This window comes from Mucilaginibacter sp. (assembly GCF_036568825.1).
In the GTDB taxonomy this organism is placed as follows: Bacteria; Bacteroidota; Bacteroidia; order Sphingobacteriales; family Sphingobacteriaceae; genus Mucilaginibacter.
In genome coordinates this window covers 17,252-39,987 of the sequence record NZ_DATCRU010000029.1, presented here as the reverse complement: position 1 = coordinate 39,987, position 22,736 = coordinate 17,252, and the positions used below count along the sequence as shown (strand labels likewise).

General features: G+C 40.7%; 31 protein-coding genes. 12 read left to right on the top strand and 19 right to left on the bottom strand.

The genetic code is table 11. The features are described from left to right. The first annotated feature begins 25 nt into the window (after positions 1–25). Positions 26–295, top strand: coding sequence for a UBP-type zinc finger domain-containing protein (locus tag VIM89_RS06395; RefSeq protein ID WP_488155309.1), 270 nt, complete (start codon positions 26–28; stop codon positions 293–295). A 452-nt stretch (positions 296–747) separates the two neighbouring features. Next, positions 748–1,200, top strand: a complete 453-nt coding sequence (locus VIM89_RS06390) for a hypothetical protein (RefSeq protein ID WP_488155308.1) — start codon at positions 748–750, stop codon at positions 1,198–1,200. 281 nt (positions 1,201–1,481) lie between these two features. Here the strand turns inward: VIM89_RS06390 and VIM89_RS06385 are convergent, their stop codons facing one another. From VIM89_RS06385 to VIM89_RS06375, 3 genes are all read right to left on the bottom strand, one after another. Then, positions 1,482–2,042 (bottom strand): hypothetical protein, encoded by a 561-nt coding sequence (locus VIM89_RS06385; protein WP_488155307.1) that lies wholly within the window; start codon positions 2,040–2,042, stop codon positions 1,482–1,484. 65 nt (positions 2,043–2,107) lie between these two features. Beyond that, positions 2,108–2,251 (bottom strand): hypothetical protein, encoded by a 144-nt coding sequence (locus tag VIM89_RS06380; RefSeq protein ID WP_488155306.1) that lies wholly within the window; start codon positions 2,249–2,251, stop codon positions 2,108–2,110. Positions 2,252–2,377: 126 nt separating this feature from the next. After that, entirely contained in the window at positions 2,378–2,902 is a 525-nt protein-coding gene (locus tag VIM89_RS06375; protein WP_488155305.1) for a hypothetical protein, read from the bottom strand. Between the two features lie 197 nt (positions 2,903–3,099). On the opposite strand from VIM89_RS06375, the gene VIM89_RS06370 reads away from it, so the two are divergent. The 3 genes from VIM89_RS06370 (at position 3,100) to VIM89_RS06360 (ending at position 5,566) form a co-directional block, all read left to right on the top strand. Next, positions 3,100–3,579 (top strand): Lrp/AsnC family transcriptional regulator, encoded by a 480-nt coding sequence (locus VIM89_RS06370; RefSeq protein ID WP_488155304.1) that lies wholly within the window; start codon positions 3,100–3,102, stop codon positions 3,577–3,579. Between the two features lie 6 nt (positions 3,580–3,585). Then, on the top strand, positions 3,586–4,593 hold the full coding sequence (locus VIM89_RS06365) for an EamA family transporter (protein ID WP_488155303.1): 1,008 nt from the start codon (positions 3,586–3,588) through the stop codon (positions 4,591–4,593). Between the two features lie 145 nt (positions 4,594–4,738). Continuing rightward, positions 4,739–5,566, top strand: a complete 828-nt coding sequence (locus tag VIM89_RS06360) for a PAS domain S-box protein (protein ID WP_488155302.1) — start codon at positions 4,739–4,741, stop codon at positions 5,564–5,566. Here the strand turns inward: VIM89_RS06360 and VIM89_RS06355 are convergent. Continuing rightward, entirely contained in the window at positions 5,545–5,949 is a 405-nt protein-coding gene (locus tag VIM89_RS06355) for a response regulator (RefSeq protein WP_488155301.1), read from the bottom strand. The two genes, VIM89_RS06360 and VIM89_RS06355, sit on opposite strands and share 22 nt — an antisense overlap. Positions 5,950–6,060: 111 nt before the next feature. Beyond that, entirely contained in the window at positions 6,061–6,426 is a 366-nt protein-coding gene (locus VIM89_RS06350; protein WP_488155300.1) for a hypothetical protein, read from the bottom strand. A gap of 227 nt (positions 6,427–6,653) precedes the next feature. On the opposite strand from VIM89_RS06350, the gene VIM89_RS06345 reads away from it, so the two are divergent. Further along, positions 6,654–6,869, top strand: a complete 216-nt coding sequence (locus tag VIM89_RS06345) for a hypothetical protein (protein ID WP_488155299.1) — start codon at positions 6,654–6,656, stop codon at positions 6,867–6,869. A 192-nt stretch (positions 6,870–7,061) separates the two neighbouring features. On the opposite strand, the gene VIM89_RS06340 is transcribed toward VIM89_RS06345, so the two are convergent. Beyond that, entirely contained in the window at positions 7,062–8,615 is a 1,554-nt protein-coding gene (locus VIM89_RS06340; RefSeq protein ID WP_488155298.1) for a DUF3943 domain-containing protein, read from the bottom strand. 212 nt (positions 8,616–8,827) lie between these two features. Between VIM89_RS06340 and VIM89_RS06335 the strand changes: the two genes are divergently transcribed. Further along, the gene (locus tag VIM89_RS06335; RefSeq protein WP_488155297.1) at positions 8,828–9,040 is read left to right on the top strand and encodes a GDCCVxC domain-containing (seleno)protein; all 213 of its coding nucleotides are present in this window, start codon (positions 8,828–8,830) and stop codon (positions 9,038–9,040) included. 112 nt (positions 9,041–9,152) lie between these two features. On the opposite strand, the gene VIM89_RS06330 is transcribed toward VIM89_RS06335, so the two are convergent. Both VIM89_RS06330 and VIM89_RS06325 read right to left on the bottom strand, forming a co-directional pair. Further along, complete coding sequence (locus tag VIM89_RS06330; protein WP_488155296.1) at positions 9,153–9,515, bottom strand: DUF3892 domain-containing protein; 363 nt, start codon at positions 9,513–9,515, stop codon at positions 9,153–9,155. 166 nt (positions 9,516–9,681) lie between these two features. Beyond that, positions 9,682–10,179: a DinB family protein gene (locus VIM89_RS06325; protein ID WP_488155295.1), complete on the bottom strand. Its 498-nt coding sequence runs from the start codon at positions 10,177–10,179 to the stop codon at positions 9,682–9,684. A gap of 575 nt (positions 10,180–10,754) precedes the next feature. Between VIM89_RS06325 and VIM89_RS06320 the strand changes: the two genes are divergently transcribed. The 3 genes from VIM89_RS06320 to VIM89_RS06310 all read left to right on the top strand — a co-directional run bounded on the left by VIM89_RS06320 (position 10,755) and on the right by VIM89_RS06310 (position 13,429). Next, entirely contained in the window at positions 10,755–11,573 is an 819-nt protein-coding gene (locus tag VIM89_RS06320; protein WP_488155294.1) for a serine O-acetyltransferase, read from the top strand. Between the two features lie 166 nt (positions 11,574–11,739). After that, on the top strand, positions 11,740–12,612 hold the full coding sequence (gene cysM, locus VIM89_RS06315; protein WP_488155293.1) for a cysteine synthase CysM: 873 nt from the start codon (positions 11,740–11,742) through the stop codon (positions 12,610–12,612). A 469-nt stretch (positions 12,613–13,081) separates the two neighbouring features. Next, positions 13,082–13,429, top strand: a complete 348-nt coding sequence (locus VIM89_RS06310; RefSeq protein ID WP_488155292.1) for a PepSY-like domain-containing protein — start codon at positions 13,082–13,084, stop codon at positions 13,427–13,429. A 400-nt stretch (positions 13,430–13,829) separates the two neighbouring features. Here VIM89_RS06310 and VIM89_RS06305 read toward each other — a convergent pair whose 3' ends face one another. From VIM89_RS06305 to VIM89_RS06260, 10 genes are all read right to left on the bottom strand, one after another. Continuing rightward, entirely contained in the window at positions 13,830–14,525 is a 696-nt protein-coding gene (locus VIM89_RS06305; protein WP_488155291.1) for a hypothetical protein, read from the bottom strand. 183 nt (positions 14,526–14,708) lie between these two features. Then, a complete protein-coding gene (locus VIM89_RS06300) occupies positions 14,709–15,302 on the bottom strand; it encodes a TetR/AcrR family transcriptional regulator (RefSeq protein WP_488155290.1) in 594 nt (197 codons plus the stop codon). Between the two features lie 55 nt (positions 15,303–15,357). After that, a complete protein-coding gene (locus VIM89_RS06295; RefSeq protein WP_488155289.1) occupies positions 15,358–15,549 on the bottom strand; it encodes a DUF5808 domain-containing protein in 192 nt (63 codons plus the stop codon). A gap of 9 nt (positions 15,550–15,558) precedes the next feature. After that, entirely contained in the window at positions 15,559–16,449 is an 891-nt protein-coding gene (locus VIM89_RS06290) for an alpha/beta hydrolase (protein ID WP_488155288.1), read from the bottom strand. Between the two features lie 274 nt (positions 16,450–16,723). Further along, a complete protein-coding gene (locus VIM89_RS06285) occupies positions 16,724–17,089 on the bottom strand; it encodes a helix-turn-helix domain-containing protein (RefSeq protein WP_488155287.1) in 366 nt (121 codons plus the stop codon). Between the two features lie 122 nt (positions 17,090–17,211). Further along, positions 17,212–17,586, bottom strand: coding sequence for a hypothetical protein (locus tag VIM89_RS06280; RefSeq protein WP_488155286.1), 375 nt, complete (start codon positions 17,584–17,586; stop codon positions 17,212–17,214). Between the two features lie 124 nt (positions 17,587–17,710). Further along, the gene (locus VIM89_RS06275) at positions 17,711–18,505 is read right to left on the bottom strand and encodes a hypothetical protein (protein WP_488155285.1); all 795 of its coding nucleotides are present in this window, start codon (positions 18,503–18,505) and stop codon (positions 17,711–17,713) included. 107 nt (positions 18,506–18,612) lie between these two features. Beyond that, positions 18,613–19,317 (bottom strand): 3-keto-disaccharide hydrolase, encoded by a 705-nt coding sequence (locus VIM89_RS06270; protein WP_488155284.1) that lies wholly within the window; start codon positions 19,315–19,317, stop codon positions 18,613–18,615. 184 nt (positions 19,318–19,501) lie between these two features. Further along, complete coding sequence (locus VIM89_RS06265; RefSeq protein ID WP_488155283.1) at positions 19,502–19,711, bottom strand: hypothetical protein; 210 nt, start codon at positions 19,709–19,711, stop codon at positions 19,502–19,504. 136 nt (positions 19,712–19,847) lie between these two features. Beyond that, the gene (locus tag VIM89_RS06260; protein ID WP_488155282.1) at positions 19,848–20,054 is read right to left on the bottom strand and encodes a hypothetical protein; all 207 of its coding nucleotides are present in this window, start codon (positions 20,052–20,054) and stop codon (positions 19,848–19,850) included. 276 nt (positions 20,055–20,330) lie between these two features. Between VIM89_RS06260 and VIM89_RS06255 the strand changes: the two genes are divergently transcribed. Further along, positions 20,331–20,657 (top strand): hypothetical protein, encoded by a 327-nt coding sequence (locus VIM89_RS06255; RefSeq protein ID WP_488155281.1) that lies wholly within the window; start codon positions 20,331–20,333, stop codon positions 20,655–20,657. A 20-nt stretch (positions 20,658–20,677) separates the two neighbouring features. On the opposite strand, the gene VIM89_RS06250 is transcribed toward VIM89_RS06255, so the two are convergent. Further along, positions 20,678–22,117, bottom strand: a complete 1,440-nt coding sequence (locus VIM89_RS06250; protein ID WP_488155280.1) for an ATP-binding protein — start codon at positions 22,115–22,117, stop codon at positions 20,678–20,680. Between the two features lie 147 nt (positions 22,118–22,264). Here VIM89_RS06250 and VIM89_RS06245 point away from each other — a divergent pair, with 147 nt between their 5' ends. Then, positions 22,265–22,735, top strand: coding sequence for a GNAT family N-acetyltransferase (locus VIM89_RS06245; RefSeq protein WP_488155279.1), 471 nt, complete (start codon positions 22,265–22,267; stop codon positions 22,733–22,735). Position 22,736 lies beyond the last annotated feature (1 nt).

Here is a 22,736-nt window from a genome sequence, read left to right as displayed (position 1 = left end):
ATTTTACGTCTAAATAAGTCTCTCTATGGAAGATCAAGTCTGTGAACACTTAAGCGCCATCAAAAAGCTAAAACATCCCGAAGCATACGTATGCGAAGAATGCATTAAACACGGCGGTAATTGGATGCACCTGCGTACCTGCCAAACCTGTGGCGTAACGCTTTGCTGCGATAGCTCACCCGCCAAACATGCATCCAAACATGCACGGGAAGCCGGCCACCCGGTAGTTATTTCTGCTGAGCCGGGCGAAAGATGGCTGTGGTGTTATGTGGACGAGGAATTTGCGGAATATTAACAAATGCAGTGCTTGTTGGTGACACCAACAAGGGCGGAAAGAAGTAGTCCTATGACAACGTTTGACGGCGTACCTGACATGAGTGGAGAGTTAGCAAGTCTTATTGTGTATATCGTATTTTTAATATTGTGTTACATTTTTTATAAAATAGCTGTTTCACTCAATCGTTTTTGGTTTATTTTATCAATAGCGATCTATGTCACCGCTATATATTTTTATTTCGAAGCAATAAACCAAATTCATTATTATTTAAGGGATAATGATATACTTTATATAGAATTTGGTCATGCAAGCCTCCTGTTAGGGTTGCTCATGATATTTTTCATTTTTAAACGCGTTCATATTGATTGGATTTATTGTATACAAACGCAGTTCAAAAAAATAAAGATACTTTGGTCTGACTGGTATATAGTCTCCTGAAAACACCAACAAGGGCAAAAAAATATTTATCTATGAGACTAAAATCATTTGCATTATTACTCTCACTTATCATAATTTTTTCGTGTTGTCAAAACAAAAAGAAATCCGATTACCATCCTAAAAAGGTTGCAGTCAAAAAAGACATAATTCCTAAAACCTTATGGGATTCCACAAATACTTTGGAGAATAAAGTTCAGACTTTAAGATTGCGATTTGTAAGCGTAGGATGTGCATGTCCGGAATGGGTTAGATTGGAAGATCAAAACTTAGAAAATGTTCTTAATTACTGTATTTATATAGAACCGGCTGACACTTCAATATGGAATCCGGAGAATGATTCTGTTGCATGGAAGACAGGCATTGTTGTTACTGGTCAATTTTACGTTAAACCCAGTTACCCCAAAGGGGCGTTTGAAGGAATGGAAGATAAGCCTCCAGTTGGAAAAATATTTCGATACACCAAAGCAAAGCGAGATATTCACTAAATCACATACGCAGGTATTAAAGATAAGTTCTTTACGCCTTTGTTCGTGTCGCCACCACTAAAATTGCAAATTAGGTTCCTTTAGAATTCTTCTTGTCTTACCTTTCCCTCTTTCTTAAACTCCCCGATAGTAATCTTTTTAGCGCATTCTGAACATGCCCACATATACGTGTCCTCGGTCTTAATAACAGTCCATTCAGTCACCTTGCCCAGGTCTTTGCAGTGAGCTTTTATAGTTTGGCCTTCTTGTGGGAAAATTGACATTTGAGTAGCTAGGAATTTTCAATCTAAATGCACCGTCAACGGCTGAAAACGAGGCTGCAATCTTTTCACCGATTCAGCCATACGTTTGATGAATAAGTAATTGGTGGTACCGCTTATCACTGCTCCTACAACAGGAATTAGTCGTGCGGCAGTTTTTGATCCCAGGCGCAGCAATATGCGTTCGGATCCGCGTTCCAATATATTTTTAGTGATCACAATTCCGGCTTCTACCTGCATAGCGGCTGCCATGATCGACACAAATTCGTCGAAAGTGATATGATAAGTGCCACGGTTGTAATACATAATGCCCAACGTCACCCTGATCTGCTGTGTAAGCATATTGATCAAGTCGAAAGGGATACCGATGGCCATTGTGAGCGCTCCGCCACCGCCGGAGATAACCCCGGTAGTGGCGGATAGACGCGCACATTGCTCTATAAATCGTTCCAGTCCCAGTTTATCAACTCCCTGTTTAATACCAAGCTGGTCGATATTGGTAAATATTTTCCGGAAAGTATCCTGCTGCAGGTCGTCAAAGCTGAGCCTGATATTTGATATGGTCTGTTTTAAGCTATCCATAGTGGTAATGATGTTATTGGTATAACATCATTTCTACGTTATTGTTGTCGGGCGCTTAAATGTGATTAAACAAAGTGACAAACCAGCAACACTACAAACATCAAAGGGATATCTAATAACATAAACACACGGGCCAATTGCACACTTTTAGCGTCGCCGTCGATAAACACATGGTGTAAATCATTTTTGAGGTTTTTCAAGGTTTCCATAAGACAATATTTTTTAATTAATAAAATGGTTATCAGCAGGTTAAATATTTTATCTGCTATTTATTATTATGACTGCCCTGGTTAAAGAAGGTTTAAAAAGGGAGCAAAAAATATTGCAAAATGTGCTTATTGACTGAAGTTGAAGTGCAGCACAGTTTCGTAAACTGTGTAATTCTTGCCGTTTAAGATATAAGGGTTGCCGGACTGGTATTTAGTTATTTGCGAAATGGCAAGTTTATTGGATAACAGCGTGTCGATACCATAGGAATACAGGCCTTCGTCACTGATAAAATTAATGTATTGCGTATTGTCCTTTGTAGAAAGATCGTAGCTATTATTAGTAGCGATGCCGGTATAAGCGGTTATTTTACAATGCGTGGCATCAGTAAATTGCATCTGGCTAAGCGCCTCGACGCCCATTTTATCTATACCCAGTAATACACCATACTGATTATAAATTGAGGTATAACCCGTTACGGGTTTCCATAACGCGAAAAGGCTGGCGCCATCCGTATGCGTTTGAGCATAGTTATCCGGAGCTGTTTTAGGGCTGGTCGGTGTCTGATCCGGAGTTGGCTTTACACCTGATTTACTGCAGCCCAAAAGCAATGATCCCGCTAAGCATAGGGTTATTAATCCAGTTCGCCTCATTATCGGTTTATGGTTTGGTTAATCTAATATACAAAATATTAAATAATTAGTTGATCACTAGATAAAACATCAACTCAGATTCTGATCCAGGGTTTCAATTTATACGTTTAAACACGCAAACAGTAGTTTTGTCGAATTAAATTCATTTTTTAAAACATTATTTTGAATTATATTCTATAGTTAGGTAAATTTACTGTATGATAACAGAAACAGAATTAGTACTCGACAAGGTTGACCTGAATATCCTGCGGTTGATGCAGGAAAATGCCCGCATCAGCAATGCCGATATGGCCCGCGAGCTGGGCATGGCGCCATCTGGTGTATTGGAGCGCGTAAAAAAGCTGGAACAAAAGGGCGTAATACAACAATACACCGCCCGCATCAACCCGGCAGCGCTGCAGCAAAAAATGCTGGCTTTTATCTTTATGAAAGCAAGCGACGGACCAGGATGCACCGATACAGCAGAGGCGCTGGCCAAAATACCCGAAGTGCAGGAAGTGCACCACATAGCCGGCGACGACTGTTACCTGGTAAAGGTACGTACCTATGATTCATCGACCCTGGTACACCTGATGCGTAACAGTTTCAGCCAGATACCCAATATACTAAGTACGCGCACCACCATAGTACTGGAAACGGTGAAAGAGCAACAACAATTAGTAATACCTGAAAACTAAAAATTTATGACACCTGCTGCCAACAAATCCGCCTCACCCCTATTAGTAGTTATCGCCTTTGCAACCGTTTACATTGTATGGGGTTCTACTTACTTTTTTATACAGATGGCTATCCACGGTATACCTCCGTTGCTGATGGGCACTATGCGATTTTTCACAGCAGGTTCCCTGATATTGATCTGGTGTGCTATAAAAGGTGAAAAGTTATTTAATCGTAGCAGCATAATAACCACAACTATAACCGGAATATTGTTATTATGTGGTGGTAATGGCGCCGTAATATGGGTTGAACAAAAACTGCCCAGCGCTATGGTGGCCATATTGGTATCGGCCGCACCGATCTGGTTTGTGTTGTTGGACAAGCAGAATTGGGGTGTCAATTTTAAAAGTAAATCAACTATAGCAGGCCTTATCGTTGGCTTTGCAGGTGTGATCTTACTATTTGGAGAACAACTGGATACCATATTTGCCGGAGGCTCGGTAGCATCCAAACTTCCCGGGATGTTATTACTGATCCTGGGCTCCGTATCGTGGTCATCTGGATCATTATATGCCAAACATCATCCAACAGAAGGCTCAGGGGCGGTAAATGTAGCCTGGCAAATGATCATCGCAGGCCTGCTCTTTCTGCCTGGCAGTTGGCTCAACCACGAGTTTGATCACCTGAATCTTTCAGAAATACCATTAAAAGCCTGGGGAGCATTAGGCTATCTAATAGTTTTTGGGTCGATAGCCGCTTACAGTGCTTATGTGTGGCTACTGCAGGTTCGTCCGGCCACGCAGGTGAGCACCTATGCCTATGTAAATCCGGTGATCGCCGTGATACTCGGAATGTTCTTTGCAGGCGAGCATGTATCATTGCTGCAAATAACCGGTTTAGTCATCATTCTTGGCAGCGTATTGCTTATCAATCTTTCAAAATATCGCAAACCGAAGACTGAGATCATTGCTGACAATAAGAAAGAATCAGTAAGTGTCAACTCCGATGGATCGCTACAGGAATGTGTAAAGTAATGATAAGTTTTGGAGTGGGTTGGTGAGGCCGAACCGTAACAAATGCTTTACACAATAAAATTACTCTTTTATAACCATTTGGGGTTTTGAGGCGTAAAAGTGGAATTAAGATAATTGTTTTTTTAGCCGCCTCATCCCCGCAAGCATGAATCTCAGACTGTTCAAGATCCCTGTTGGTTTTTTAATCGTGGGCATATTATGGGCATTGTACAGTCACCCTTTACTATCTGGGTTAGACAGATTTCTCAATCCCGCCGGTCGCGAAATTGTCAGAAGTCTCAATCACCTGGGTTTTGTGGCCATAGTTGCGATAGTTTTATACTTCCAGATCAAAAAGCAACAAAAGCAGATCATACTTTCCGAAGAGCAATACCGCAATCTGTTTGAACGCAACCCCAGTCCGCTGTGGATTTTCCGTGCAGACAATTTCCGCTTTATAAAAGTGAACAAGGCTGCAATTAAAATGTACGGTTATAGCGAATCGGAATTTTTATCAATGCGTGTAACGGATATACGCCCTGAAAAGGAGATAGAAGGGTTTATAAATAATTCTAAAAATATTTCTCCGGGACTAAGCGATCAGGGAGTGTGGAAGCATAAAACAAAAAAAGGCGAAATTATTTATACATCGATTTTTACAAGCGACCTTAACTTTGAAGGCAACGATTGCCGAATGGTAATGGCCACAAATATCACCGATTCAGTAATTAAAGAAGAGCGTATTAAAGCGCAAAATGCTGCGCTTCATGAGATTGCGTGGTTAAACTCTCACGAAGTGCGCAAGTCGTTATGCTCAGTCATTAGCCTTATTCAATTAACGAAAGACAGCCAGAGTGAGCTGGAACGCAGGCAATATATTACCATGATGGAACAATGCACCGGCGAACTTGATGAAGTCCTGATTAAAACCAATAAACGGGTTGACGAGTTAAAAGAGCACGATAATAGTGTTCAGGAACCTGTAACACTTTGAGTACCCACTATACGTTCAATTTCTTCGCTGTTTACCGGCTTACTGAGAAAATCCTGCACAAAGGAGTATTTTGATGAGGTTGCCTTATCATCGGGACGCAGAGACGAGGATATCACAAAAACAGGTATATCTTTTGAAATTTCATGCTGCATCTGTTCCATTCGTTTCAAAAAATCCCAACCGCTGAACATTGGCATGTTCAGGTCGACGAATATCATGTCGGGTAATTTTTCAGGCTCTGATTTATGTTCTTCGATATAATCAAGCACCAGCGAACCATAAACGGTATAGGTGGTCGTGTCGAAGTAGTTTTTTCCCCGAAGAATATGCTTCATAAGGAAGTGATCGATCGGATCATCGTCGATAAATACAAGTTTTCGCATAGGTAGATGTTGTGTGACTTATAATTAATAAATTAACCAATTATTTGTTTTGATTAATTTAAAAGAATTTTCTTCACAGGTGTTAATTATGTAGGGTAGAATAGATTGCGCCTATTGATAATACAAATAATCTAATTGCCCGGTTTCCAGGTGATCCCTTACCTCACTTATCGCATTCAGTGCGTGCTTGCGAAAAATAGCCTGGTTAAATGCATCCGGGTGCTTGGATAAAAATATCTCCTCCTGCTCCAGACAATTTAACAGATCCTCTTTTGAGCTTGCATGCTCCGAGCATTTTTGATAAACACTATAATAAGCAAGGTCGGCATCATGCATTGCCTGGAAGCTGGCGAGGTTAAACAACTCCTGGTATTTGGCCAATTTATATTTTTCGATGCCAAGCTCACTGTGCATTTTCTGAAAATACTCGGATGCCTTTTTCAAATCTTTGTTAGAACGGGTAGTAAAAGAAGTCATAGTTACAATATGATATTGGTATTGTTTATACAAACTTAAGTCATATTATAACACTATGAAACCCGTGTTTTAACGGTATTTTTATGTAGGTTTAAACCCGGAAAAAGGGCGTATATCCCGAAAATTCACAGCATTTCCAGGGCAATTCAGCCGCATTCTGGCTTGAAAAATACGAGTAAATAATTGGATATTAGCAGCTTGTTCAATACACTTAAACAAACTTATCAATGAACAGAAACCTTGGTATCATTTTAATCATAGCCGGAGCAGTAATGCTCATCTGGACGGGAATTTCCTTCACTAAAAAAGAAAAAGTAGTGGATGTTGGCCCTTTGTCGGTATCCGTGGATAAGAAACAACAGCTCACCTGGCCGCCGTATTTGGGTGGTGCGCTGCTTGTAGTTGGCATCATATTTATCATCACTGATAAAAAACGGAGGTAGATTAAATTCGGGTTTCCAACCATGTTCCGTGTTGACTCACCCGGTCATTGCTTCGCTCGACCACCCTCTCTAAGCTGCGCTTAAAGAGGGAATTTTTTATTTTCCTTTCTTCTCCCTCTCTGCCGCCTGCGGTAGAGAGGGTCGACCAGCGCAGCGTTGTCGGGGTGAGTAAAATGGGCGATTGGCTGAAACCTAGTAAGCATTGTATTCCTCTTTGCGCTGCGAATCCTTAAAAAAGTAAGTCAGGAATATTTTCTGTTCAGTTCTGACCGAGAATATTGCCGGATAATTTTTCAGGTACCGGTCGTCATAGTATTGGAAGTGTTCAAAACCGATGCTTAAATTTTTATAAAGGCGTACATCGATACGCGGCCTCAATATGGCTACATAATTGTTTCCCGCAGGGCCATCAAATGTATGCAGGATATAATAATAGTAGGATAATGATGTACTTACCACATTCCCAATATTAAGCCGGGTTTCAAATTTGGCTTCAAGACCAGTATTATAAGTATAATCCCTTACCTGGCTGGTGTCAGGACCATACCGGGTGCTGTTACCGGCAAGCGGAGTTCCTGCTACATGAAAATTGGTAAACAACTCTATCTTTTTAGTTATAGGATATTTGGTAATCAACCCACCACCAAATCCAAGGGCTCCCAGCTCGAAGGTTTTATTATCCCAATAATCGTAATATTGAAAAGCGCCATACAGCACAGAGAGTTTTCCCCAGTTAGTGCTTTTGCCTGCCAATAGTCCGTAGCCTAAAATATTGTCCAGCAGTTTACGGCCTGTCCCGAAACTGAACTCCGTTTTAAATCTGAAAACATCAAAAGGTTTACGATTACGTATCTCGAACGGGTTACCATAATCCAGCTGAACATTGATCATCGCATTTGTCGGCCCGGCTCCGAATATCGTTTTATTATCCAGGTTTATTTTATGCTCGCCGGCAGACACCGTTACATTCAATGGCTCCTGCTGATATACCTGTGTCCGGGTATGCCTAAAGCTTTTACCTTCCAACAATCGGTTAAGCCCTCTTACAGGGTCGATAAGACCAGCCACAATTTCCCTGAAAGCTCTGTTACCGCCTGAGACGCGGTCATCCAGGATATTGGAGCTCACCCTGTAAAATACTTCGCCTAAAAAAGCGCCGTTTACCGGGGTATTGATCACATCGTTGTAAGAAGGCCTGGTATTTTCGCCAAAATACTCCCACATCAAACTACCGGCTACAGCATAAGGAAAAGATTGTAAATAATTATATCCCTGAGATCGGGCCGCATTGAAGTATAACGATCCGGAATATGGATGGCCGACGAAATTAATACCAAAACGGTCATCATCCCACTCCCACCCCTTTTGAATATTATACTTCCAGGTGCTAAGGCTAATGCGCGAATAAGGTTCATTTAATGGAAACCTATCCATCGACCAGATAAACGCATTAATGCCTGCCACTTCAACAGCCGGCTTCCATACCGGATATTTTTTATTATATTTAATGTCATCATTTAACAGATCACCATATTTGTTCTTGACAGTAGTATCAATCAAAGGGCTTTTTGGCGGTTCATTTTTGCCGGGGCGGTCACTTAATTGTTGTTTTTTTATTTGCTTAAATTGCTTGATCTGCTGTTTTGGTGTTCCCTTTCCGGGTGCTATCGTGTCTAGGTGGGTGGTGGTTTTTTGAGCTGATGCGTTATTAAAAATAAACATAACCGGCAGAACAGCAAATACCATTGTTCGCAGTAAGCGATTAGGTATGCGGCAGAAAAATAATATATATATTACCGCCGCAAGGGGTATATAAATAATCATAATAGGTAGAATAGTTGGTTATTATTATTAACTGACAAGCACCTATATATGTTTTAATAGCAATATATCACCTTATTATATAGTACATTATATTTATTACCTGAACAAATGGCGACCCAATTTGATACTACAATATGCCTGAGGTTTATTTAAAATCTGTTATTACCTGCCCGGTATGCGACCATGCTAAAGAAGAGATGATGGCCATAGATTCCTGTGCCTATTTTTATGAGTGCGAAAACTGTAAAGCACTATTAAAGGCACTCCCGGGCCATTGTTGTGTTTTTTGCAGTTATGGCAGTACCAAATGCCCTCCCGTACAGTTATCAGGATCGTGCTGTAATTAAAATAAAAAATGCCGTTCTTACCACGGAACGGCATACCACTAATTAACCAATTTATAATTCACAGATAAAGTTCAGATAGGAATATTTTATTATCCTATAACGGTAAACTCGCTCACCGTCCGGATTTCCTTGTTTCTAATTGTTCAGGCTCTTCAGCCAACAGATATTGCATTTGTATCGCACTTTCCAGATCGTCAAACGTACTGGCGTCCGGGTTTGTACGCAGGATGGTACCGCCATCCGTTTCTATGTACTCTACCTTAGCACCATAGCGCCATTGGATCAGGTGATAATTCCAGGTTATGGTAGTAATCCGTGCACCATCTTTCAGCAGGTTCACAACATCGTCTTTGTTGGTTTTTATACCTTTCCCAAATCCGCTGCTTGCGTCATGCAGATATACATCGGTGATATGTTCGGCATCACCTGTCCTTAATTTCCAGATACCGGAAATGTAATAATCCCAAGTTTCCATACATAGTAAAATGTGATAATCCCCTACAGCACATTGCTAAATTACCATGAAAAAAAAAGAAAAACACCCCGTTTTTTAACGGTATTTTCAGGGGTGTAAAATGTGGAAAACTAAAAAAGCAGGATAAGACAAGCCTATCCTGCTTTCAAAATATTTAATTAACTGATCAGAAAGGCATTTCGTCTGCACTCGGTCCATAACTGCCGGGTATAGGAACATTTAGTAAACGAAGGTATACACCCAATTGTGCACGGTGATGCACTATCTGGCAATAGGCCATGCGTATCACTTCACTTTTGGGACGAACGCTCAGCACTTGCTCGCCATTGGCCAGTGTCCATTCTTTTTTCAATAATTCCTCATTGGCTTTGCTTAGTGCCTCACCACCTTTTCTTACACTTTCATCCATAAATTGTAATAGTTCGGTAGTGTTATTAATCACAGGTTCTTTATGGGTGCTGGTGGCAAAGTTCAGCCCGTCATCCTCAATTGCAAGTTCTACCCACGATGGGATATCGGCAATGTGTGTAGCCAGGCGACGCACGGTCATACTCTTTTCGTGCGGCTGCCAGTCATATTTATCATTGGGTATACGCGACAGCATTTTGCGGGTGGTTTCTGCTTCCTGGTGCATTTCTTTTAATAATGATTCGATGGTTGTCATAGCTTTTGTTTTTGATTTATAATTCAAAGTAACCATGCGCAAGTGACAGCCTTATGTCAGCAGTGTTTTTATTTGTTTTTAACCACAATCTAGAATAGTTGTTAAGCACATCGCTCATTCTACTCACCCCGAATGCGCTACGCTGTTCGACCCTCTCTACCGCAAGCGGTAAAGAGGGAGAAGAAAGAAGTAAAATTCCTCTTTACCGCTTGCGGTAGAGAGGGTGGTCGAGCGAAGCAATGACCGGGTGAGTAGAATAGAGGTGCGCTCAAGAAGACTTAAGTAGAACCCGAAAACCTGCTTGCGTAAAAACACCCAATTTTAAACTATTAAGCAGATAGGCTATGCGGAGCATCGTAATTATTTGTAACTTTATGGCTCAACCATACGTTTCTAAGAGCAAATTTTGATTACGAAAAATATTCGCCTATAAAACCTTATTTACCTTAAGCATATTGCCAAAAACCCTTGCACAAACCTGTGTTTTTGACATTTAGTAGACGAGGATAAAGTCAGTTTTTAATTAAAATTGTTTTGCAGAACCATTGCACTTTTGAAGCTAAGAGAACAGAGAAATGACTATAGATAAATCTTTCTACCAACATATACTGGATAAGCAGCAGATCACCGGGGCTGTGCCATCCAACAAAGAAATAGCGGAATGGGCTCTGCAGGTTATCCGCTTGTTATATCCTGAACAATCCGCCCGCCTTTTTACTTATGTGCACCAACTGGAATCAGAATTTAAAAAGCTGGAGCACATGCTTTATGATATCCTGAACGCCACTAGGGGCACGCTTGACGAAAAGAACGAACAGCTATCGATAACATTCTTTAACGGTATTCCAGAATTATACCGCATATTAAATAACGATATACAAGCTACATTTGATGGCGACCCTGCCGCAAAAAGCGAATTTGAGGTAATAAGGGCCTATCCGGGTTTTTATGCTATTTCATTTTATCGCCTGGCACATGCGCTGCACCTGTTAGGCGTGCCACTTATACCACGTATATTGACCGAGTATGCCCACTCAAAAACCGGGATCGATATTCACCCTGCGGCACAGATTGGTGAATTTTTCCATATTGACCACGGCACGGGTGTTGTTATTGGTGAGACTTGTGTGATCGGTCAGCATGTAAAACTTTTCCAGGGGGTTACTCTGGGTGCATTAAGCGTAAGCAAAGTCCCGGCGCACGCCCAGCGTCACCCAACGGTTGAAGACAATGTGGTGATCTATGCCGGAGCAACAATACTTGGCGGGCGAACAGTAATTGGCGAAGGCAGTATTATCGGCGGTAATGTATGGCTAACCAAATCGGTACCACCATATTCAAAGGTATACCATACCCATGAGGTGAGCTTGCTGAAGGAGAAAATTAAGGATTAGTGAGTGGTTGTAGTAGTTGTAAAAGTTGTAGTGATTGAAGTGGTTAAGCCTTCACTAACTAATACAACCAGTCCAACCAATACAAGTAATACAGCCATTACAACTTTTATAACAACTGCAACCTTTATAACCATTACAACATCTACAACCAATACAACCAAACAAAATGTCTACCATAATCGATCTCATTGGCAATACGCCTCTCGTTGAACTAAAAAAACTCAATCCCAACCCTAATGTAACTATTTACGCCAAGTTGGAAGGCACCAATCCCGGCGGAAGTGTAAAAGATCGTGCGGCATTGAATATGATCCGCAGCGCAATTGAGCGCGGAGATATTAAACCCGGCATGAAGCTAATTGAAGCTACCAGCGGAAACACAGGTATTGCCCTCGCCATGATCGCTTGTATCTATGGATTAGAGATGGAGCTGGCATTACCCTCAAGCTCTACAAAAGAACGCACTCTGGCTATGGAAGCCTTCGGCGCCAAAGTGACTTTGCTGGACGGCATTGAGAAATGCCGCGATTACGCGGAAGAAAAAGCAGCAACGGGTGAATACTTTATTCTGAACCAGTTTGCCAACCCCGATAATTATAAGGCACATATCAAAACCACCGGACCAGAGATATGGCGCGACACCCAGGGTAAAATAACCCACTTTGTGAGTGCAATGGGCACAACTGGTACTATAATGGGCTGCTCCAGGTATTTAAAGGAACAAAACAGCAATATACAGGTAGTAGGCTGCCAGCCAACCGAAGGATCGTGTATACCAGGCATCCGTCGCTGGCCCGAGGCTTACCTTCCAAAAATATTCGAACCAGCACGTGTTGACCGTGTAATGGATATCGCTGAGCCCGAAGCAGTTGAAACAACTAGAAAACTGGCAAAGGTTGAAGGGATATTCGCAGGCATGAGCAGCGGCGGAGCAGCAGCGGCAGCCATAAGACTGGCAAAGGAACTAAAAGAGGGTGTTATCGTATTTATTGTATGCGACCGCGGCGACCGATATTTGAGCAGCAATTTGTTCGGTTAATGAAAATTTGATAAAAATCACTATAGTAAATTACGATATTGATATAATTATATCAAATTTAAGGTACTTAAATTATCAATATATCAAAATTTCAACCAAAAAGCCTGATTTTAGTCACTGATTACTCTTTTCATCAAAAGTTATTAACATTTTTCGCGGAAAATGGTGTATTTTAATATAAATGTTGAAAAATTAGCATTAAAATAATAAAAAAATATTAGTCTGTTAACCCGATAGACTTTATATTTGTATTGATTCTTAATTATCAATCTAAAACAAAACCCTCGTTCTTTATGATTTAATTATGAGTTCAGTTAATTATTGAGAAGAAGAGAGAAAGCCCCAAACTTTCTCTTTTTTTATTTCTACCTATTTTCAAGCCTTTTTCCGTCTTCAGTTTTTATCCAAACAATATCCCGCATTCTTCCAGATTGGTGTTTTATACTTGAAGAAATCAAACGCAGATATTATGAAAAAAACAGTTTTTATTTTGCCCGCACTTTTTGCTTTTGCAACGAGTGTAAATGCACAAGACATTAAGGCCAAAGATGTGCCGGCAGTGGTTAAAGAAGCCCTGGCTAAAAAATATCCCAAAGCGACCAAAGTGAGCTGGGAAAAAGAGAAAGGGAACTACGAAGCCAACTGGGGTGGCAACTCCGGCGAAGACACATCTGTTCAATTTACTCCTTCCGGAGCATTTGTCGAAGAGGTGAGTGCTATACCGGTTAGCCAATTACCGGCTGAGGTGGCAACTTATGTAAAATCACATTATAATGCAGCCAAAATAAAGGAAGCGGGTAAGGTAACGGATGCCTGAGGCAAACATTTTTTTGAAGCAGAAATAAAAGGGAAGGATTTAATTTTTGATGAGAGCGGCAAGTTTGTGAAGGTGGATTGAGACCCCTCTGTGAGCTCTGAGACTTTCTCAGTGTTCTCTGTGGTTAGAATTTTACCACAGAGAACACTGAGTTTTGCACGGAGGTCACGAAGGAGTATCATCTAAAATCCGAACTCGGTCTATTTTCTGCTTAAATAAGATAAATTTGCAGTTTTTATCGTTCTAATTAAACTTTTTGAAAAATAGTTTGTTATCCCTCTATACCATCAGTAATGATAGTATGCCTTTTAAATAATTAATTAGGGGAAAATAGCCGGGTTCAATGCCCGGCTATTTGTTTTAAGATCATTTTTTCAGTTGCGTTGCGATCAGTTTTCCGTCATTCAAGAATTTGTTCGATAGGAATTATCAATAACTTGTTATCGTCGCGCCATTTTACCCATCCTAGTACAGTTGTCTTTATTGCTACTTGTACCCAAAAACCACGAACTTCGACAATTTGGATTGCGTATGGAGTATTCACTTTTACGCGTTTGCCACCGGGTTTATCAAAAATAATTCTGCTAATGTCATCATTTAATCCATCTATCGCCGCCAATCTCATTAAGTAATGTTCCCAGCTTTCAAACACAAGATTTTTATCTCTCTTTACTACAGCAGTGATGTTTCCTTTTTCAGAGATAACCACTTCGTATAAACTGTCATTATGCCTAATTACTCTAAATGCCAATGCCGGGCTGCCGGGCCCTAATCCACTATTTACCAACTCTTTTCCCTCTTCTTCACTACTCCCCCCTGTCATCCGAAATGGGTCAAGTGAGTCTTTCAACGTATTACTCTGAAACTCAAAACTTCCTTTTTTCTTTCCCTCATTTACCCTGACAATTCTAATAGTATCAAACGCTTTGCTAATATCTTCGGACTTGTATAGTTGGACATTTTGCATTTTGTCTACATGCAGCAATCCCTCTCCAACTGGGTCATTTAACGATTTTTTTTGTGAATGTTGAGCGTAAATGATCTGACTATTTAGGAAAAAAGACAAAGCAATAGTCGAAATAAAAAACTTCATCATTTTATTATATAGTATCAAGATGCAAAACATAGCCACTTTCCATAAGTTAAATAATTTATGATCAGAAAGTCATCGCACGAATTATAGTATCCCTTTTTAACAACAATTGACAATGCAGTTAACGATGAGGCATCAAAGATGGATTAAATGGCCGGATCGTATAGTCCGGCTATTGGTTTAAGATCATTTCTTTAACTGTGTATCGATCAGTTTCTCCAGCTGATCCAGGCTTTGATTAAGGTAGGTGATATCTCCTGAGATTTTGGATACCGTGATGCCACCTTCTATCATAGCAATCATCAGCGAAGCAAATGAAGCCACATCCACATTCTCCTTTATCTCGCCAGAACGTATGCCCTGGTGAATAATTGCCGATATACTGCGATGCCATGAATTTATCGCCTCTCCTACTTTTTTCTTAAGCGCAGGATGGGTATCATCGGCCTCAATACCTGTATTTACAATCGGGCACCCGGCTGATAATGTCGGATTAAAAAGTCCTTTACGGTATACGCTGATATAAGCGCGCAATTTGCCCAGTGCGGTAGGGTTTTCGCTTTGGGCGGTCATTACCCGCTGCCGCGTTCGCGCCAGGTTATAATCAAAAGCAGCTAATGCTACTTCGTCCTTGTTTTCAAAATTGCCGTAAATGGCACCCTTGGTAAGCCCGGTTGTCTCTGTCAGGTCCGACATGGATGTACCGGCATACCCCTTACGATTAAATACGGGGGCAGTCTTCTCAACTATAAACTCCCGCGTGCGCTCTGCTTTTCCCATATACAAATATACTAAATTATACCGATGGGTATAAACATAAATATTTATTTTACACTCAGGCAGATAAGTAGGCAAAAATCAGGATAGCAATTAAGATAAAAACATAAACGGGCCACCGGGCAAAGTTAAATGTCCACCCTGTCAATCTCGACCGTTTAGATACTACCGTACGTATATCGGATTTGTTGTAATAAAAAATGCCCCACTTATAATTCATAGGGTCATCAATTGGATCTATAGAGTTCATATCAAATCGCTAGTTTACTGATTGTAATTTTTCAAGCAACTTCATTCCATCGTAAGCGGTCTTCATAGCTACTGAATTATGGTCATCCTGGTCGTAGAATTTATAGCTGAAATGCAATCCATTTTCCGGGTTTTGCTGCAGAATATCGCCTAATTCAAAAATGCTGCGTACGTGATTAGTTTTGTTAGAGGTATCGGTTTGAATATGTTCTATATCTTTAAAAGCCGGGGCAGTATTAGCTATGCTGAAATAAAGCCACTTATTATCAAACTTTTCCTTACCTAATATTTCGCGGGCCTCGTTCAACATCATTTTATCATCCCACCACATGCTGGGGTCGCTGGCGATATAGCCGGTGAACATCTCCGGATGATGCAGCAGGATATTGATCGTTGTCAACCCACCTAAGGAATGCCCCATCAAAATACGTTCGGATGATACCGGGTATTTTTCTTCAATATAAGGGAACAGTTCTTCCTTAATAAAGGCAATAAAATTATCCCCGCCACCAGATGGTTTGAACTCTCTTGTTCTTTTACCTTTAGAATCACGAACAGAATGTGTAGGCGTCAGATCGCGGCTACGGTTGGTATTACGGATGCCTACAACAATAGTATCCTTAAACACCTTACTGCCATCCGGGTTTTCCTTTTGCATCAACTCACGAAAACCGGCGTATTGCTCTTCAGCATCAAACAGGTAAACCACTGGATATTGGTGCTGCTTTAATTCGGGATCATCTTCGGTTTTGGGCAGGTAGATCCAGATGTCCCGTTTCTCGTGCAATATCTCAGAGTAAAGACAATCGCCCTTGCAGATAAAAACCGGTTTGCGCTTAAGTGTACGCGCACTGATAATGATCATCAGGATTACCACTGCCAGAAATATCGCAAGCGCCATATAATGATATTGAAACCCTAAACTATAGATTTTTGATAAAATAAGGAAATTAACAGTACACTACACGGAAATAGCTTAAAGGTATATCGGCGAAAGGAGGCTCCGCTGGAGCCGAATGCATTTTTAGACAATATACCTATAAACAGGCGACTCCTATGGAGTCGGCTACCTTCTTGCCAATAGCTCCATTGGAGCTTCCTGTTTATAGAAAAATTTAATTGATTTTTTAGCTCCATAGGTGCCTCCCTTATGAAAGCGATTCCACAGTGAATGCTTACCCAGCAGTCTTTTGCTCTTCAGAATTATGGTTACCCTGCAGCTCTTTTAACTGCAGTTCAAACACACGCATTCGGGCATGCAATATATCCACCTCGGTGCGCAGCATTTGTATTTCGGTGATGAGTTTGGCAGAATCTGGCTTATCGATCTTCTTTTCGCCTGTGCCAAGGATAAGCCATTCAGGAGAGTATTTAAGCTGAAAGCAAAGCTTTTTGATAAGATAATAACTTACCTCCTGCTTCCGGTTGATGACTTTGCTGATGAAGCCCTGGTCGACACCTATAGCGTTGGCTAGTGCCAGCTGGCCGCCATGATCTTTTACAATTACCTTTAAACGTTTTACTATTGCGTCGTCAGACATCGGGGCTGTTTTTCTGCAATAATAATTATTTGGGCGGAAAATGGAAAAGGTTGAAAAAGTAAAAACTTAATCAACCTTCACAATCAATCAATCAACTGATATTATGATAATAGAATTCTTAATTAGGCATGTACCTGAACCGCTGCGCCCGATACTGAAGCTCTGAACTTGTTCACGCTGATGAGCAGCGAGCCAAGCTTGGCGTAATATGCAGTAAGCGGCATTTCGCGGTTTTTGTAACTGGCAACCAGTTTGTCCAGCTGCTTTATCAGGCTCTCTTTCGCCTGCTCTGTTTCAACATCACCGTAATCCGGGATGTTCAATGCCGACCTGATAGCAGCAATTTTTAACTCGGCCGAACGCAGCATAAACAGCGGCGGCACATTTTTATTAGCTCTTAATATATCGTTAACTTTCTTTCTGTTTTGGATATCATATATGATGATCATTAAAACGATGAAAGACCCGGCTCCTAGAAACAAGTAAAAATAGTTCATAACAGCGTAAATTAATTAAGTGAAATGATTGCCTGATTATTATGTGTTATTTAAACACAATAAATAGTTCTACGCAATTATGATTTAACTAGTTACGCTGATTTTGAAAAATGTTATTAACATCTTATGGAAAATTCGAGGGGAAAGTAACAACCCACCCATCGGTGGTTACGGTCTCTTCGCCGGCTGCGCTTATATCGCCAACTATCGGCAAGCCATCTACATAGGCGTTAATTGCCGTGTGCAGCACATTACCTAATACATCTATTTTTAATTGATCCCCCTCATTCGCCGGTATAGCGATCAGGTATGGATGATTGATGTTGGATACACTGTCAACTAACTTAGTTGCACCACCATGGGTCAGGTATACTTTTACACTGTAGACCGAATCGTGTGTTACAGCAACACGCACCAGTTGTCCGTTAATATCAGATGAGTTAAGTTTTTGCATCGCCGTACTGGTTACAGCAACCGTTGGTGTTAGCACGCCGTCATGGTAGTAAACATATGGTTGTGTTGATGCTATAGTAAGCGAAGTGCTGTTAAGTTGAGTGATCTTAAAGTCCTGGGTAGTATTGTCCGGGTAAACTATATGAATATTCAATTGCCCGTCAGTGGTTCCGGTTAAAGCGTATGTTCCTGTTTGTACAGTTGTAGGGTCGGGCCTTATGGTAACTGTGTTTAAGCCATCAAAAGCAAAAGCAGCCGCGGGCAGGTTCTGACCAGGCAATAAAGCTTTGCCATTATTGTCAACCACTGTAAGGGTTTTAACGGGGAATACCCAGGTGCCCTTAAGCTGTGTATTTACGGTGGCAATATCAGCCTGAGTGAGCGTAACACCAGATTTTGACGCATCCTTTTTACATCCGCTCAACGCAATTCCAGCGAGCAACAAAACAAATAATAGCTTTTTCAAAATAATTCGGGTAAGGGTATCCGTTATATAATTTGTAAAGGCAAACCGCGGTATTATCCGGCTTGCCTTTATACGTACAAATATATCTATTGTTTCAGCGTATATGCTTAAAGCTCACGCACTTTTATATTTCTGAATTCAATGTGATGGCCGTGGTCCTGCAAAGCGATGTGCCCTTTGTGGTATTCAGCAAAGCCTTTCCATCCTTTAAATTTACTTTTTGCAACCAGTGCTTTCCAGTTATCGTCCCACATATGGGTTTGTACGGTTTGCACGCCATTCAGCCAGAAAGTAAGCTCGCCATTCTTTAGTCTTATAACGGTATGGTTCCATTCGCCTGCAGGTTTTTCAACTTCTTTGGCAGGTGCTATCATGTCATACAAAGATGCCGCCAAATGGTTTGCCTGTTTGTTATCTTCTGCTTTTTTATCGTCAAGTAACTGATATTCAGGACCGGTAAGATAGGTTGCATCAAAGGCTTTATCTTCATGCACCAGGAAGATAATACCGCTGTTACCTTCAGTCGAAATATTCCAGTCGATAGATAACTCAAAGTTTTCGTATTCCTTGTCGCTCACTATATCACCCCTGCCATCCTTCACTGCAGCATCGAGTTGCAAGGTACCATCTTTCACCGTCCATGCAGGGCTTGCTTCCGACTTAAGGTAGCTGTGCCAGCCTTTTGTTGTTTTACCATCAAACAGCAGTTGCCAGCCTTCTTTTTTTTCTTTAGCAGTAAGAGCATTGTTGGTTTGGGCCATAAGGCTGCTGCCGGCCAGCAACAGAGCTGGTACAATTAGAATTCGTTTCATTTACTTAATTTTTAAAGGTATTTGTTTTAAAACAGTAAATGTAATTAAATAAGGATTGTTTGAAAGCCTTGTGGGTAAAAAGTGTAAATGTGGAATGTTATTGTTACTTCACACGACTATTGTAAGCAGCAAAATGAATTACAGCCTCTTTGGAGACAAATCCAACAATGACGGAAAAGAAGAATCAGGCTAAAGCAGGTGCATTATTTCCCGGATTATCTGTTTCATGACCGGGGCGAGACAAAAGCTTTACCAGGTAATTGCATTGCTTTTGAAACGAAGGGCAACAACATTCTATGTGTATGTGATCACCATCAACAGAAACATGAGGGTGTTCTTTATGAGCGGGACAATAAATCGACTCAATAAACGACTTTACTTTTACTGCTTCCATAACCAACTGTCATTTAATGGAACATGCTTGAATAACAGTGGTTTGGTGTACTGGTTTTCGTAAATGTTAAATATTTTTAAACAAACTTAAAATAAATCGCTGATCCTAAAATTGCTTATTCTGAACCAGTCCAAAATCAGGCCAGGGTAAGCGTATCAGACTGGTATGTTTTATGGCCCGGGCGGAATAAGATATTTACCAGGTAATTACACTGCTTCTGAAACTGCATACAGCAACACTCTACACATACATGGCCTTCGCTATCTATGGAAACCTGCGGATGCTCTTTGTGAGTAGTGCAATAGATCGACTCGATAAATGCTTTTACTGTTGTTGCTTTCATATCAAATTGAAATAATAAGTCCGGTACAGTGAGTGTAACAACAAACTTTCGTAAAGGTTTTCGCAAATGTTAATTTTTTTCATACAGGGTAAAAATGGCTAAAAATTATTCTCAAATATTTTCTAACACATAATCAATTGGTAATCAAAACCTAACCAGCATTCAACTAAACAGCTCTTGTGGAAATGTTCATATCTTTTTCCTATTCCTCTGCATACAACGATCAGTAAGTCAGATAATATGCTTAAATTAATATAAATCTAAACCCTGATTGATATGCGCAAAGATGAAGTGATCCGCTTTTTACAACTATTGATGTATTATGAAGTATTACCCCTGAGTGCCGAAGAAGCAGATTATAACGAAATTGGTAAATATTGTCTTCGTACAAAATTTGTAAATGCAACACCCGACGGAAATTACATTATATCCATTAAAGGATGGGATTTGTTAAATGGCAAAATTGAATGGGACGACCAGCTTCCTTCATTAAGCACTTACCCGCCGGTAACTGACAAGGCCATGAAAGCAACCTATTTGCTTGCAGGAGCAGCCGTAGGCGGAATATTGGTTTACGAACTGGTTATAAAAGTATTTTTCTGATAGTCAGCAACGCTTTTCGTTTAAAGAGGCAGCGTAAACCAAAAGGTGCTTCCATCACCTGGTTTACTATCCACTCCTATTTGCCCGCCATGTTTTTTTATTATTTCCGAGCTTATGTATAATCCAAGTCCCAGCCCGGAGTTATTAAAGTTATTTACTTCAGCACGATAATAACGGTCAAAAATATAAGGCAGTTTTTCGGGAGCTACGCCGGGACCATTATCCTTTACTGAAATTTTTGCGTCACTGTTAACCCGTTCTACATTTAAAAATATATCCTTTGATTGCGGGGCATACTTAATGGCATTATTTACAAAATTCACTACAACCTGGTCAATCCGGCCCTTATCTGCACAAACCTGTAAATCGTTATCTCCTTCGACGATCAGATTATGTTTGTCGGCCGCATGTATATGATGGCAGCATTCTATTAGTAAATCAGTCACTATAAAATCCGTTTTAGTAAGTTGAAGATGCCCCTGCCCTATCTGACTGGCATTCAGCAACTCCTCAACCAACTCAGTTAGTTTATCGACGTTTCTTTTCGAGCGGTCTATCAGCTTGGGCAGCATATCGTGTGAAGGATCAGTTTTCATCCTGTCCATTAGTTGTATCGATGCTTTAAGGGTAGTGATGGGTGTTTTCAGTTCATGACTGGCAATGCCTATAAAATCATCCTTTTTTTGCTCCAGTATTACCCTTTCGGTCACATTATAAAAATTGGCCACTATTGCACATACCGACTCATCGTCCAGCAGGTTGGTAATTGAATTCTCCAGCCATATCCACCTGCCATCCTTATGGCGCATACGATGGATGAACGAAATATTTTTGCCCGGATGTTTCTGCAGATCTTCCATTCTGGTTTTCATTTCCTGCAGCTCATCCGGGTCGGCCAACACCCAGGGCTCCATCACCAGGAACTCTTCTGCTGTGTAACCGATGATCCGCTCGATAGACGGACTAACATACACCCTTTTTCCTTCGCGATTAGTCAGCACAATACCTTCTGACCCTTTCTCTATCATAGCCCTGAACAAGGTTTGTATCTGGTTCACCCGCCGGTAAGCCGACATGATGGCCGAGCTTAAAAGAATGATAAAAATACTCTCCCCCAAAAAAACAGCTATTTTATAAACTGCAATAGCTGTAAAATTGAAAGCATTTTTTGGTAAGATGAAAAAATAATCGGCCGCCACAGCCGACAAGACAATAGCCACTACTGCCGGACCAATACCAGCCATAACGGTAGACAAGCAAACTATCGCAAAGTATAGCAGGAATGGGCTACTTGCACCAAGCGAACCCAAAAATTGAATTTTTAAAAGAGTAGCAATTATCACCAGGACAATAGGAAACCCATACCTGAAATAGAAAGGTCCGTTTTTGCGTTTTTCAGACCACATCAGAAACCTGTGTATAGCGCTTGTTTCAGTGAATAATGGTCTATCGTTTTTCATCTTGCAGAAGGTATTGGCAGCAGATAAGGCAGTTACAAATATAATAATTTAAGCAACTTAAATGTTTTTACTCTCTTACAGATAGGCCATATAAGCAGAATTGCATAATTTCGGAGCCCATCAAACTAAAAACTTCTGCCAAATAACATGACTATCATCTATCGTATTGCAAACACAAATGAAGACTTTGAAACAGGCAAAAAGCTCTTTCAAGAATATGCCCGGTCTTTAAATGTTGATCTCTCATTTCAGAATTTCGCCACGGAGCTGGATGCTATTAACCAGCAATATTACGAACCTTTTGGTGGACTACTGCTGGTATTCAATGATGATTTACCTGTTGGGTGCGCAGGTGTAAGACGATTAGATGGCGACACAGCCGAACTTAAGCGCATGTATGTAAAGGATGAGCATCGCGGGTTAAAAATTGGGGTAGAACTTTTACAACGGTCTATTGATCTGGCTAAAATATTGGGATATAAAAAACTCAGATTAGATACGCTTGCAAATATGGCCAAAGCGCAACAGCTTTATCGCTCATTTGACTTTTATGAGATAGAGCCTTATCGTTATAATCCGCTTTCCGGGACGATTTATATGGAAAAAGATTTGTCCTGAA

Bases quoted from the DNA above. Each gene is read 5' to 3' on its own strand.
- VIM89_RS06395 (WP_488155309.1), top strand. From the start codon at position 26: ATGGAAGATCAAGTCTGTGAACACTTAAGCGCCATCAAAAAGCTAAAA.
- VIM89_RS06390 (WP_488155308.1), top strand. From the start codon at position 748: ATGAGACTAAAATCATTTGCATTATTACTCTCACTTATCATAATTTTT.
- VIM89_RS06385 (WP_488155307.1), bottom strand. From the start codon at position 2,042: ATGGATAGCTTAAAACAGACCATATCAAATATCAGGCTCAGCTTTGAC.
- VIM89_RS06380 (WP_488155306.1), bottom strand. From the start codon at position 2,251: ATGGAAACCTTGAAAAACCTCAAAAATGATTTACACCATGTGTTTATC.
- VIM89_RS06375 (WP_488155305.1), bottom strand. From the start codon at position 2,902: ATGAGGCGAACTGGATTAATAACCCTATGCTTAGCGGGATCATTGCTT.
- VIM89_RS06370 (WP_488155304.1), top strand. From the start codon at position 3,100: ATGATAACAGAAACAGAATTAGTACTCGACAAGGTTGACCTGAATATC.
- VIM89_RS06365 (WP_488155303.1), top strand. From the start codon at position 3,586: ATGACACCTGCTGCCAACAAATCCGCCTCACCCCTATTAGTAGTTATC.
- VIM89_RS06360 (WP_488155302.1), top strand. From the start codon at position 4,739: ATGAATCTCAGACTGTTCAAGATCCCTGTTGGTTTTTTAATCGTGGGC.
- VIM89_RS06355 (WP_488155301.1), bottom strand. From the start codon at position 5,949: ATGCGAAAACTTGTATTTATCGACGATGATCCGATCGATCACTTCCTT.
- VIM89_RS06350 (WP_488155300.1), bottom strand. From the start codon at position 6,426: ATGACTTCTTTTACTACCCGTTCTAACAAAGATTTGAAAAAGGCATCC.
- VIM89_RS06345 (WP_488155299.1), top strand. From the start codon at position 6,654: ATGAACAGAAACCTTGGTATCATTTTAATCATAGCCGGAGCAGTAATG.
- VIM89_RS06340 (WP_488155298.1), bottom strand. From the start codon at position 8,615: ATGGTATTTGCTGTTCTGCCGGTTATGTTTATTTTTAATAACGCATCA.
- VIM89_RS06335 (WP_488155297.1), top strand. From the start codon at position 8,828: ATGCCTGAGGTTTATTTAAAATCTGTTATTACCTGCCCGGTATGCGAC.
- VIM89_RS06330 (WP_488155296.1), bottom strand. From the start codon at position 9,515: ATGGAAACTTGGGATTATTACATTTCCGGTATCTGGAAATTAAGGACA.
- VIM89_RS06325 (WP_488155295.1), bottom strand. From the start codon at position 10,179: ATGACAACCATCGAATCATTATTAAAAGAAATGCACCAGGAAGCAGAA.
- VIM89_RS06320 (WP_488155294.1), top strand. From the start codon at position 10,755: ATGACTATAGATAAATCTTTCTACCAACATATACTGGATAAGCAGCAG.
- cysM (WP_488155293.1), top strand. From the start codon at position 11,740: ATGTCTACCATAATCGATCTCATTGGCAATACGCCTCTCGTTGAACTA.
- VIM89_RS06310 (WP_488155292.1), top strand. From the start codon at position 13,082: ATGAAAAAAACAGTTTTTATTTTGCCCGCACTTTTTGCTTTTGCAACG.
- VIM89_RS06305 (WP_488155291.1), bottom strand. From the start codon at position 14,525: ATGATGAAGTTTTTTATTTCGACTATTGCTTTGTCTTTTTTCCTAAAT.
- VIM89_RS06300 (WP_488155290.1), bottom strand. From the start codon at position 15,302: ATGGGAAAAGCAGAGCGCACGCGGGAGTTTATAGTTGAGAAGACTGCC.
- VIM89_RS06295 (WP_488155289.1), bottom strand. From the start codon at position 15,549: ATGAACTCTATAGATCCAATTGATGACCCTATGAATTATAAGTGGGGC.
- VIM89_RS06290 (WP_488155288.1), bottom strand. From the start codon at position 16,449: ATGGCGCTTGCGATATTTCTGGCAGTGGTAATCCTGATGATCATTATC.
- VIM89_RS06285 (WP_488155287.1), bottom strand. From the start codon at position 17,089: ATGTCTGACGACGCAATAGTAAAACGTTTAAAGGTAATTGTAAAAGAT.
- VIM89_RS06280 (WP_488155286.1), bottom strand. From the start codon at position 17,586: ATGAACTATTTTTACTTGTTTCTAGGAGCCGGGTCTTTCATCGTTTTA.
- VIM89_RS06270 (WP_488155284.1), bottom strand. From the start codon at position 19,317: ATGAAACGAATTCTAATTGTACCAGCTCTGTTGCTGGCCGGCAGCAGC.
- VIM89_RS06265 (WP_488155283.1), bottom strand. From the start codon at position 19,711: ATGGAAGCAGTAAAAGTAAAGTCGTTTATTGAGTCGATTTATTGTCCC.
- VIM89_RS06260 (WP_488155282.1), bottom strand. From the start codon at position 20,054: ATGAAAGCAACAACAGTAAAAGCATTTATCGAGTCGATCTATTGCACT.
- VIM89_RS06255 (WP_488155281.1), top strand. From the start codon at position 20,331: ATGCGCAAAGATGAAGTGATCCGCTTTTTACAACTATTGATGTATTAT.
- VIM89_RS06250 (WP_488155280.1), bottom strand. From the start codon at position 22,117: ATGAAAAACGATAGACCATTATTCACTGAAACAAGCGCTATACACAGG.
- VIM89_RS06245 (WP_488155279.1), top strand. From the start codon at position 22,265: ATGACTATCATCTATCGTATTGCAAACACAAATGAAGACTTTGAAACA.